The 10,167-nt window shown below is 63.5% G+C and carries 12 protein-coding genes; 5 read left to right on the plus strand and 7 right to left on the minus strand.

Annotated elements, in window-relative coordinates:
• Positions 1-3: 3 nt before the first annotated feature.
• The 4 genes from AC1Q6J_RS04810 to AC1Q6J_RS04825 form a co-directional block, all read right to left on the minus strand.
• The gene (locus AC1Q6J_RS04810) at positions 4-786 is read right to left on the minus strand and encodes a CPBP family intramembrane glutamic endopeptidase (RefSeq protein WP_492278207.1); all 783 of its coding nucleotides are present in this window, start codon (positions 784-786) and stop codon (positions 4-6) included.
• A gap of 104 nt (positions 787-890) precedes the next feature.
• Positions 891-2,540 (minus strand): acyl-CoA dehydrogenase family protein, encoded by a 1,650-nt coding sequence (locus AC1Q6J_RS04815; protein ID WP_492278208.1) that lies wholly within the window; start codon positions 2,538-2,540, stop codon positions 891-893.
• A 64-nt stretch (positions 2,541-2,604) separates the two neighbouring features.
• The gene (locus tag AC1Q6J_RS04820; RefSeq protein WP_492278209.1) at positions 2,605-2,874 is read right to left on the minus strand and encodes a hypothetical protein; all 270 of its coding nucleotides are present in this window, start codon (positions 2,872-2,874) and stop codon (positions 2,605-2,607) included.
• A 93-nt stretch (positions 2,875-2,967) separates the two neighbouring features.
• Positions 2,968-3,711 carry a M15 family metallopeptidase gene (locus AC1Q6J_RS04825; RefSeq protein WP_492278603.1) on the minus strand — a complete coding sequence of 248 codons (744 nt, stop codon included), beginning with the start codon at positions 3,709-3,711 and terminating at the stop codon, positions 2,968-2,970.
• Positions 3,712-3,974: 263 nt separating this feature from the next.
• On the opposite strand from AC1Q6J_RS04825, the gene AC1Q6J_RS04830 reads away from it, so the two are divergent.
• From AC1Q6J_RS04830 to plsY, 3 genes are all read left to right on the plus strand, one after another.
• A complete protein-coding gene (locus AC1Q6J_RS04830) occupies positions 3,975-4,928 on the plus strand; it encodes an aspartate carbamoyltransferase catalytic subunit (protein WP_006020914.1) in 954 nt (317 codons plus the stop codon).
• Positions 4,929-4,933: 5 nt separating this feature from the next.
• Positions 4,934-6,235: a dihydroorotase gene (locus AC1Q6J_RS04835; RefSeq protein WP_492278210.1), complete on the plus strand. Its 1,302-nt coding sequence runs from the start codon at positions 4,934-4,936 to the stop codon at positions 6,233-6,235.
• Between the two features lie 97 nt (positions 6,236-6,332).
• Positions 6,333-6,944 carry a glycerol-3-phosphate 1-O-acyltransferase PlsY gene (plsY, locus tag AC1Q6J_RS04840; RefSeq protein WP_492278211.1) on the plus strand — a complete coding sequence of 204 codons (612 nt, stop codon included), beginning with the start codon at positions 6,333-6,335 and terminating at the stop codon, positions 6,942-6,944.
• 18 nt (positions 6,945-6,962) lie between these two features.
• On the opposite strand, the gene AC1Q6J_RS04845 is transcribed toward plsY, so the two are convergent.
• The gene (locus tag AC1Q6J_RS04845) at positions 6,963-7,247 is read right to left on the minus strand and encodes a BrnA antitoxin family protein (RefSeq protein ID WP_492278212.1); all 285 of its coding nucleotides are present in this window, start codon (positions 7,245-7,247) and stop codon (positions 6,963-6,965) included.
• A 220-nt stretch (positions 7,248-7,467) separates the two neighbouring features.
• Between AC1Q6J_RS04845 and dprA the strand changes: the two genes are divergently transcribed.
• A complete protein-coding gene (dprA, locus tag AC1Q6J_RS04850) occupies positions 7,468-8,592 on the plus strand; it encodes a DNA-processing protein DprA (protein ID WP_492278213.1) in 1,125 nt (374 codons plus the stop codon).
• A 2-nt stretch (positions 8,593-8,594) separates the two neighbouring features.
• On the opposite strand, the gene AC1Q6J_RS04855 is transcribed toward dprA, so the two are convergent.
• Positions 8,595-9,368, minus strand: coding sequence for an SDR family NAD(P)-dependent oxidoreductase (locus AC1Q6J_RS04855; RefSeq protein WP_492278214.1), 774 nt, complete (start codon positions 9,366-9,368; stop codon positions 8,595-8,597).
• A 114-nt stretch (positions 9,369-9,482) separates the two neighbouring features.
• Here AC1Q6J_RS04855 and AC1Q6J_RS04860 point away from each other — a divergent pair, with 114 nt between their 5' ends.
• Entirely contained in the window at positions 9,483-9,932 is a 450-nt protein-coding gene (locus AC1Q6J_RS04860) for a winged helix-turn-helix transcriptional regulator (protein WP_492278215.1), read from the plus strand.
• Here AC1Q6J_RS04860 and AC1Q6J_RS04865 read toward each other — a convergent pair.
• Positions 9,929-10,147 carry a hypothetical protein gene (locus tag AC1Q6J_RS04865; protein WP_492278216.1) on the minus strand — a complete coding sequence of 73 codons (219 nt, stop codon included), beginning with the start codon at positions 10,145-10,147 and terminating at the stop codon, positions 9,929-9,931. The genes AC1Q6J_RS04860 and AC1Q6J_RS04865 overlap by 4 nt on opposite strands.
• Positions 10,148-10,167 lie beyond the last annotated feature (20 nt).

Raw genomic sequence — 10,167 nt, forward strand, 5'->3', positions numbered from 1 at the left:
GTTTCAGGAATTGTTCGCAAGCCAGATGGTCTGGATCGTCGCCGCGAGGTTGTTGAGGCCGTGCAGGATCACGGTCAGCCACGTCGAATTGGTGCGGTAGCGCAGGTATCCGAGCAGCAGTCCGATGGAAAACACCTGCGCGAGAAAGAACCAGTTGTATTGCAGGTGCATCATCGTCCACACCGCCGATGACAGCAGGATCGCACCGGCCGGGCGCAGAAACGATTCCGACCAGCCGCGATAGAGAAACCCGCGCGCGAAGAACTCTTCGACCATCGGCGCCGCCACGCAGAACGCGAAGACCAGAAGCCACAGCGCGCCGTCGGCCCGCGCGGTTTTCAGCACGTCCGTCATGAAGCCCGGCGACGACTCGCGTCCCGCCACGCGGCTGATTACTTCCCACGCCGCCATCAGCAGCACCATGCTCGCCACACCCGCCGCGAGCATGCGCCAGGACGGCCAGCGCAACGCCAGATAATCGGCGAACGGCGTCCGCGACAGCCACGTCGCGAGCCACAGCATGGCTAGGATGGCCGGCAATCCCATGATCACCGAAAGCGAAATGATCCGCCCGTTCGTCAGCAGGGCCGTCATGGCGCTGGTGTCCATGGGCTCGCCGCTCGTGATAAGGAAATAGGCGACCACCGCGACTTGCCCGGCGAACATCGCGCCAAACAGCGCGACGCCCCAGAGGCTGGTGCCGATGAATTTCCAGACCCGCGGCTCGCGGCTCTTACCCGGCGGCGACACTGGAGCGGCGGCGGCGGAGCTTTCAGCAGCGGTCATGGTCCGGTCTCCAGCCTGTTGGTCGCCCAGAATGGATTCTGAGGTGCTATCGATTCTGAAGTGTAGTCGTTAAAAAGCGATCCATTCCGTCATGACGGAATAATTCACGCCGGCAATGCGCGATCGAGCAGCCCGCGAATGTCGTCGTTGGCAAGATCGACCGCACCATAGAGATTGCCGTGATCGGCATCGAGCCGCGTCGCCGCGAACAGTTCGGCATGTCTCGGCGAAACCTCGTTGAGCGCGGCAGCGGCAGCGACCAGCGCGAGTTTTTCCACCGCGAGCCGCGCGACTCGTTCGGCATCCGGCCGGCGAAACGACTTCGCGATGAAGCCGACCGCTTCGACCACACCCGGCAGACCCTTGGTTTGCTCGACAAGACCGCGCAGCACGTCCGCCGCGGCATCCGCCTCACGCGACAGCGCGCGCAGCACATCGAGGCACATTACGTTGCCCGAGCCTTCCCAGATCGCGTTGACTGGCGACTCACGGTAATGCCGCGCCAGAATACCCTCCTCGACGTAGCCGTTGCCGCCGAGGCACTCCATCGCCTCGTAGAGAAATCCCGGCGCACTCTTGCAGGTCCAGTATTTCACCACCGGCGTCAGCAACCGCATATACGCCGCCTCGGCCTTGTCCGAGGGCGCGCGGTCGAACGACCGGCACAGCCGCATCACCAGCGCGGTGGAGGCTTCGACATGCAGCGCCATGTCGGCCAGCACGCTGCGCATCAGCGGCTGATCGGCGAGATGTTTCTGGAACACGCTGCGATGGCGGGTGTGATGAAGCGCATGCGCCAGGCCCGAGCGCATCAGGCCCGCGGACGCCAGCGAGCAATCCTGCCGGGTCAGCGACACCATTTGAATAATCGTGGGCACGCCACGCCCCTCTTCACCGAGGCGCAACGCATAGGCATTCTCGAACACCACCTCGGACGAGGCATTGGAGCGGTTACCGAGTTTGTCCTTCAGGCGCTGGAAGTGGACGCCATTGACAGAGCCATCCGGCGTGAAGCGCGGCATGAAGAAGCAGGTCAGCCCGCCTTCCGCCTGCGCCAGCACGAGGAATGCGTCGCACATCGGCGCCGACATGAACCATTTGTGCCCGGTGATGCGATAGGCGTCGCCGTCACGCACGGCGCGGGTGATGTTGGCGCGCACGTCGGTGCCGCCCTGCTTCTCGGTCATGCCCATGCCCATGGTCATGCCGCGCTTGGTCCACCACGGCGCGAATGAAGGATCGTAGCTTCGGGTGCCGAGTACCGGCATCACCTTGGCGCGCAGCGCCGGATCGACCGACAGCGCGCCGACCGCGGCGCGCGTCATGGTGATCGGGCACAGATGCCCGGTCTCGACCTGTGCGGCGATGAAGAACTTCGCGCCGCGCACCACCTCGGACGCGCCGCCCGCGGTCTCGCCCTTCGCGTTCCATGTGGAGTTGTGAATGCCGGCGTGGGCGCTGTGCGCCATCAGCTCATGATAGGCCGGATGAAATTCGACTTCGTCGCGGCGGAAGCCGCGCGCATCAAAGGTCTTCAGCTTCGGCGTGTTTTCGTTGGCGACGCGGCCGCGCTGCGCCATTGCCGCCGAGCCCCAGTGCTTGCCGAAATCGGCAAGCTCCGCCCCCGCACCCTCACCGCCATTCGCCGCGACCGCTTCCGCGAGCGAGCGATCGAGCGAATACAGATCGACGTCCTCGAACGGCGGCGACTGGTTGAAGACTTCGGTCGTGGTGGACAGGATCGATTGCGTCATGTGTTGTTCCCGCGATTGAGAACAACAGGTTACACCGGAATGCGGTGCGTTTCACATCACCCGATTACGGAATATTCCGAGGGGCCGGCGCTTTGCTGGAAGGCTCCCTCGCCTGCGGGAGATCGTCATAGCCCCTGCGGCTTGAATAGAACGTCAGCGCCATCAGGCCGAAACCGATCAGAAGCGAGAAGAAAATTCCGAGACCCATGGCGATATAGCCGTGGATCGACATCTGCACATCGGAATGCGCAACCCAGCCTTGCCATGCCCACCATATCGTGGCCGCAAGAATGGCCAGAAGAACCGTCGTGATTGCGATAGCGCCCCTGCTCATGACGAGGCCTTTCTGCATTCGGCGCACCGGGTCGTGCGTCCTTGCCGGGAGTTATAATCAATGGACTGGAATTCAAGCCTGCGCATGGCAGCACTATCGTTTCGCGATGGGAAAATCGAACACCGTATTACCGGAACCCGGCAGCGAAAAGTGCCACCACTCCAGGTGGAGATTCACGAAACCCTGCTTCGCCATCGCGCTAACCAGCGTCTCGCGCCACTTGCGCTGCTGCGCGGTGATCGCCTTTGAGCCGGTATGCGCCTTCTCGTCCGAACAGTCGTAGCCGGTGCCCATGTCGACGCTGCTGTCCGGCGCGCGAAGATTTTGCGATCCGGTACAATCGGCATAGCCGGTCTTCGGATCGAACGGCGCGGCCTTTGGCTCGGGCAGTTGCACCAGAGTGAGATCGACGGCCTTGCCGGTCGAATGGCCGGAGTGTTTCGCGATATAGCCAAGGCGAAACAGATCGGCCTTGCGCATCTTCGGATTGTAACGCCGCTGCGCCGGTATCTCCTGGCCATCCTGCGCCCACGCATACATGTCATCCGCCGCGCGCTGCGGGCGATAGCAGTCGTACATCTTGAGCGACAATCCGCGCGGCTTCAGATCCTGCTGCGCGCGCTTCAGCGCGGCGCCGACGCCGCGGGTGACAATGCACTCGCCCGCCTCGTAACCGCTCAGCACGCGCCCGACGAAATTGTTCGCCGTGGCGTAGCGCATGTCCTGAACGATGGTCGGATCGACGTCGCGCAGATAAACGAAATCGGCGGGCAATGTTGAAGGCTGCGCACCGACATGCTCGCCCGCGGCAAGAGCTACAAGGAACCCAAGTACCATAACGAATGCAGCTTTCATCCCGCCCAATACCCACGTTTCGTCATGGCCGGGCTTGTCCCGGCCATCCACGCCTTCCCTGACATCGTAAGGACGTGGATGCCCGGCATAAAGCCGGGCATGACGGCCAGAATAAGCATCCGTTTTGGTTTGAACATTCGAGGTCTCGACCCGTTTACCCTGCCCGGACATCAGCGGGGGAAAACTCCCCGGGGACCGAATCCGCCTTGCTCCGCCGGGCAACTCTGCCTATAGCTCTTGCTTTAATGACAACTGCATCGAAATCGACTTTCGTCCTCGGACACCGGCATTTGCTGGGCATCGAGGGCCTTTCCGCCGCCGATATCAGCGGCCTTCTGGACCTATCCGAAGAGTTCGTCGAACTGAACCGGCAGGTCGACAAGAAGCGCACCAATCTGCGCGGACGCACCCAGGTCAATCTGTTCTTCGAAGCCTCCACCCGCACGCAGTCCTCGTTCGAAATTGCGGGCAAGCGGCTCGGCGCTGACGTGATGAACATGTCGGTCTCGTCATCCTCGATCCGCAAGGGCGAGACGCTGATGGACACGGCGGTGACGCTCAACGCCATGCATCCGGACATTCTGGTGGTGCGCCATCATGCGTCAGGCGCAGTGGAACTGCTGGCTCAGAAAGTCGACGGCTCGGTCATCAATGCCGGCGACGGCGCGCATGAACATCCCACGCAAGCGCTGCTCGACGCGCTCACCATCCGCCGCAACAAGGGGCGGCTGGAGGGCCTGCTGGTCGCGATCTGCGGCGACGTGCTGCATTCGCGGGTCGCGCGGTCCAACATCATCCTGCTCAACGCCATGGGCGCGCGCGTCCGCGTGGTCGCGCCCTCCACGCTGCTGCCGCCCGGGATCGAGCGCATGGGCGTCGAGGTCGCGCGCGACATGCGCGAAGGCCTCGAAGGCGCGGACATTGTCATGATGCTGCGGCTGCAACGCGAACGCATGAACGGCTCGTTCATTCCCTCGAGCCAAGAATACTTCCATTACTACGGCCTCGACCAGAAGAAGCTTGCCTACGCCAAGCCGGACGCGCTGGTGATGCATCCGGGGCCGATGAATCGCGGAGTCGAGATCGACTCCATCGTGGCGGACGGCGCGCAATCGCTGATCCGCGAACAGGTCGAAATGGGTGTGGCGGTGCGCATGGCGGTGCTTGAAGCACTCGCCCGCAACCTGCCCAACGCGTGAAGCACATGCGCACAGATCGACGCCCCATCCTGCTCGCCAACGCTCGCCTGATCGACCCCTCGCGCGGTCTCGACGGCCCCGGTGACGTGCTGATTGCCGACGGAACCATCCGCGATGCCCGTCGCGGCATCGGCGCAGCTGGCGTTCCCGAAGGCACAGACATTATTAATTGCGCCGGCAAGGTGGTCGCCCCGGGTCTGGTCGACATGCGCGCCTTCGTCGGCGAGCCCGGCGCCGGCCATCGCGAGACTTTTGCCTCCGCGAGCCTCGCCGCCGCTGCGGGCGGCATCACCACCATCGTCTGCCAACCCGACACCAATCCGGTGATCGACAACTCCGCGACCGTGGATTTCATCCTGCGCCGCGCCCGCGATACCGCCATCGTCAACATTCATCCCATGGCCGCACTGACCAAGGGCATGCAAGGCGGTGAGATGACCGAGATCGGCCTGCTGAAGGCCGCCGGCGCGGTCGCCTTCACCGACGGCGACAGGAGCGTGATGAACGCGCTGGTGATGCGCCGCGCGCTGACCTACGCCCGCGACTTCGACGCGCTGATCGTGCAGCACACCGAAGACCCCGACCTTGTCGGCGAGGGCGTCATGAACGAAGGCGAGTTCGCCTCACGGCTCGGCCTGTTCGGAATACCGAACGCGTCCGAGGCCGTGGTGCTGGAGCGCGACATGCGCCTCGTGGCGTTGACCGGCGGGCGCTATCACGCGGCCTCGCTGACCTGCACCGACTCGCTCGACGTTCTCAAGCGCGCGAAGGACGCGGGCCTGAACGTCAGCGCATCGGCCTCGATCAATCACCTGACCCTGAACGAAAACGACATCGGCCCTTACCGCACCTTCCTGAAGCTGTCGCCGCCGCTGCGCACTGAGCAGGATCGCAAAGCGCTGGTCGCCGCCGTCGCATCGGGACTGATCGACGTCATCATGTCGGACCACAATCCGCAGGACGTCGAGGTCAAGCGTTTGCCGTTCGCCGAAGCCGCCGCCGGCGCCATCGGTCTCGAGACCATGCTGTCCGCGGGATTGCGCCTCGTTCACTCCGGCGACGTCGAACTCAAGACACTCATCCGCGCCATGTCCACCCGCCCCGCCGAGCTGCTTGGCCTGCCCGGCGGCTCACTGCGTCCCGGCTCTCCCGCCGACGTGATCGTGATCGATCTCGATACGCCGTGGGTGCTCGATCCGGCGGACCTGAAATCGCAGTGCAAGAACACACCGTTCGACGAGGCGCGTTTCACCGGCCGCGTCGCACGCACCATTGTCGACGGGCGTACTGTTTACGAGCATGTGTGAGCCGCCGTGGTCGTCGGCGACATGTGCGATTGACTCCCTCTCCCCATGGGGGCGAGGTGATCACAACAACCGATAGTTCGAGATCACAGGTGACATCATGAGCGGTTTCCTGACGGCCTTTGTACTCAGTTTCGTGCTGGCCTTCCTGTTCGGCTATCTGTGCGGCTCGATTCCGTTCGGATTGATCCTGACGAAACTCGCCGGCACGCAGGACCTGCGCTCGATCGGCTCAGGCAATATCGGCGCAACCAATGTGCTGCGCACCGGCAACAAGGGCCTCGCCGCTGCGACGCTGCTCGGCGATATGCTGAAAGGCACCATCGCCGTCATCGTCGCCGGACATTTCGGCGGACCTAACGCAGCGATTGCCGCGGGCGTCGGCGCCTTCGTCGGGCATCTCTTCCCGGTGTGGCTGAAGTTCAAGGGCGGCAAGGGCGTCGCGACCTATATCGGCGTGCTGCTTGGACTGTTCTGGCCCGCCGCGCTGGCATTCTGCGCGATCTGGATCGCGGTCGCGCTGATCTTCCGCTACTCGTCGCTGGCGGCGCTGGTCGCAAGCGTGCTGGTGCCGGTGATGCTGTTCTGGGCACAGCACACGGCGCTGGCCGCCGTCTTCGCGCTGATGACCGCCGCACTCTGGATCATGCACCGCGCCAACATCACGCGGCTGATGAACGGGACCGAGGGCAAGATCGGGAAGAAATCTTGATCGGCGAGAGATATTACCTTACCCCACCTTCAACTTCCTCGCCTTCCGCAAGTCAGCATTGATGTGCGTCTGCCAGCCGTCGCCGGTCTTGCGGTAAGCTTCCAGAACATCGGCATCGAGCCGCAGCTTGATCGCCTCTTTCAGCTTGTCGAGTTTGGGGCGGCCTCTGCTCTTGGCGATTTTGCAGACCAAATCCTTCAAAGCAAGGCTCTTCGGAAAATGGGTCGCGCGCGCGAAATCTTCCTCAGTCCATTCCGGGTTGTCGTCGTCGAATATCACCGGCTTATCTTTCTGACGAGGCATAGCGTCTCATCTCCTTTGAGCGCCGCAGGCTGATGGCCCTTATCCATATATTATTGTACCCCCAATAAATCGACGTCATGGCCGGGCTTGTCCCGGCCATCCACGTCTTACTTCCGATAGACAACAAGAAGACGTGGATACCCGCGACAAGCGCGGGCATGACGAACGTCGGTTGTCTCGTTCCCCAACTTAGGCAACACTCCCCGTCCACGGGGGCCGCGTGGACATCAAGACCTCAACCACGACCAGACTGACCGACGCGCAGCGCATCGACTGGCTGCGGCTGATCCGTTCCGACAATGTCGGGCCGCGCACCTTCCGATCCCTCATCAATCACTACGGCAGCGCACGCGCCGCACTCGACCGCCTGCCCGATCTCGCGCAGCGCGGCGGTGCCTCCAGGGTTGGCCGCATCTGCACGCAAGCCGAAGCCGAGCGCGAGATCGACAACAGCAAACGGATCGGCGTGGCGCTGCTCGCGCCGGGCGAATACGGCTATCCGCCACGCCTCGCCTTGATCGACGACTCTCCGCCGCTGCTCGGCGTGCGCGGCGTCCTCAACGTGCAGACCCAGCCGATGATCGGCATCGTCGGCTCACGCAACGCATCCGGCGCGGGATTGAAATTCGCGCAAACCATCGCGCGCGATCTCGGCAATGCCGGCTTTGCCATTGCGTCCGGTCTGGCGCGCGGCATCGATCAGGCCGCGCATCGCGTCACGCTCGATACCGGCACCGTCGCCGTGCTCGCGGGCGGACACGACAAGATTTATCCGGCGGAGCATGAGGACCTGCTGGCGGCGATCATCGCGTCAGGCAGCGGCGCGATTTCCGAGATGCCGCTCGGCCACGGCCCGCGCGCGCGGGATTTCCCCCGCCGCAACCGGCTGATCTCCGGCGTCTCGCTTGGAGTCATTATCGTCGAGGCCGCGCATCGCTCGGGGTCGCTGATCACCGCGCGCTTCGCCAATGAACAGGGGCGCGAGGTGTTCGCCGTGCCCGGCTCGCCGCTCGACCCGCGCGCGGCGGGGACCAACGATCTGATCAAACAGGGCGCGACGCTGGTGACAGAAGCCGCCGACGTCATCAATGCGGTTCAGCCGATCATGGGGCGTCCGGTCGAATTGCCGATGAGCGAATCCGGCGATCATCATCCGATGGACGATGATCCTCAGGCGGATGAGCGCGAGCGCGCCGTCAATCTGCTCGGCCCCTCGCCCATCGGCATCGACGATCTCATCCGCATGAGCGATGTATCTGCCGCCGTCGTGCGCACCGTCCTGCTGGAGCTTGAGTTGGCAGGACGGCTGGAACGTCACGGCGGCGGGATGGTGTCGCTGCTCTAGTCTTATCCGCGATAGATCGGCGCGCCGGCGGGAGACGCGGTCGAGCCGCCATCGATGAAGATCTCCTGGCCCTGCACATGCGCCGCGTCGTCGGATGCCAGGAACAGCGCGGTCTTGGCGATGTGATCGGCTTCGCCCATTCGTCCGAGCGGCGTGCTGGCGGAGATGCGCTTTTCGAGCATCTTCTCGGCTTCAGGTGTCGCGATACCCGGCCCCCAGATCGGCGTGCGCGTGCCGCCTGGCGACACCACGTTGACGCGGATGCCGCGCGGCGAAAGTTCGGATGCCATCACGCGCGCCATCGCGCGCACGCCGGCCTTGGTCGCCGCGTAAGCCGAATAGCCCGGATTGCCGAGCACCGAGATGACCGAGCCGTTGAGGATGATCGAGCCATTGTCGTTGAGGTGCGCCACTGCCGCCTGCACCGTGAAGAACACGGCGGTGAGATTGGTTTTGATGACGTTCTCGAACGCCGCGAGCGTGGTGCCGCCGACCGGCGTGTTGCCCGCGATGCCCGCATTGGCAAACACGATGTCGAGCTTGCCGAATTTCTTGACCGCCTGCGCGACCGCGCCTTCGAGCTGCGCGACATCGGTGGCGTCGGCTTTGATGCCGAAACCGTTCGGCCCGAGTTCCTTCACCGCGGCATCGAGTTTGGCCTGATCCCGTCCGGTGATCGCGACACGGGCCCCTTCGGCCACGAATAGCTTCGCGGTCGCCAGACCGATGCCGCTGTTGCCACCCGTGATAAATGCCGTTTTTCCCTTCAGCCTCATGGAACGCTCCTGTTTTGTGCGACTTGGTTTCTGGTTTCATAATGAAACTGCCCTTGCTGGATAAGGCTTCCAGTTCTATAACGCAACCACAATATCGTGACCGGAGGCCAGGCCATGAAACGGAAGAGTCTTCAGGGCGATGCATGCCCGATCGCGCGGACGCTGGATGCCATCGGCGACTGGTGGTCACTGCTGATCATCCGCGATGCGCTGATGGGGGCTCGGCGCTTCAGTCAGTTTCAGAAGAATCTCGGTGTGGCGAAGAACATCCTGACCGTGCGGCTGCGCTCACTGGTGGCGCAGGGCATTCTTGAGGTGAAGCCCGCTTCTGACGGCAGCGCGTATCAGGACTATGTGCCAACCGCGAAGGCGCGCGCGCTGTTTCCCATTCTGGTCGCAATGCGCCAGTGGGGTGAAGAATATGCCTTTAAACCGGGCGAAAGTTGCAGCTCACTGGTCGATAAGCAGGACGGATTGCCGCTCAGCAAATTGCAGATCCTGGCCCATGACGGCCGCCTGATCGATCAGACCGAGACCAAGGTGATTGCTCCCGCGGCCATCTAGAATTCGCCGCCGGTCAGTTGCCGCCGGACAACGTCATCCGCCTCGAGTTGCGCCATGTCGAGCAGATGCGCCAGCATGTCGAGACGGTGCCGGCGCGAGAGCTGCGCCAGTTCCGCGACCGCCCCTGAAATGAAGCTCGCGGCCTCGGCCGCACCGCCATCCCTGGCGAGGGAATCGGCTGGTGCGAAGTCGCGGCGACTGTCGCGAGCGGTCATCCCGTACCGGCCCTTTCCAA

The sequence above is a fragment of the Afipia sp. MLSD5-FHT05B12 genome (assembly GCF_058793355.1).

Bases quoted from the DNA above. Each gene is read 5' to 3' on its own strand.
- AC1Q6J_RS04825 (WP_492278603.1), bottom strand. From the start codon at position 3,711: ATGGTACTTGGGTTCCTTGTAGCTCTTGCCGCGGGCGAGCATGTCGGT.
- AC1Q6J_RS04845 (WP_492278212.1), bottom strand. From the start codon at position 7,247: ATGCCTCGTCAGAAAGATAAGCCGGTGATATTCGACGACGACAACCCG.
- AC1Q6J_RS04815 (WP_492278208.1), bottom strand. From the start codon at position 2,540: ATGACGCAATCGATCCTGTCCACCACGACCGAAGTCTTCAACCAGTCG.
- AC1Q6J_RS04820 (WP_492278209.1), bottom strand. From the start codon at position 2,874: ATGAGCAGGGGCGCTATCGCAATCACGACGGTTCTTCTGGCCATTCTT.
- AC1Q6J_RS04865 (WP_492278216.1), bottom strand. From the start codon at position 10,147: ATGACCGCTCGCGACAGTCGCCGCGACTTCGCACCAGCCGATTCCCTC.
- AC1Q6J_RS04860 (WP_492278215.1), top strand. From the start codon at position 9,483: ATGAAACGGAAGAGTCTTCAGGGCGATGCATGCCCGATCGCGCGGACG.
- AC1Q6J_RS04830 (WP_006020914.1), top strand. From the start codon at position 3,975: ATGACAACTGCATCGAAATCGACTTTCGTCCTCGGACACCGGCATTTG.
- plsY (WP_492278211.1), top strand. From the start codon at position 6,333: ATGAGCGGTTTCCTGACGGCCTTTGTACTCAGTTTCGTGCTGGCCTTC.
- AC1Q6J_RS04810 (WP_492278207.1), bottom strand. From the start codon at position 786: ATGACCGCTGCTGAAAGCTCCGCCGCCGCCGCTCCAGTGTCGCCGCCG.
- AC1Q6J_RS04835 (WP_492278210.1), top strand. From the start codon at position 4,934: ATGCGCACAGATCGACGCCCCATCCTGCTCGCCAACGCTCGCCTGATC.
- AC1Q6J_RS04855 (WP_492278214.1), bottom strand. From the start codon at position 9,368: ATGAGGCTGAAGGGAAAAACGGCATTTATCACGGGTGGCAACAGCGGC.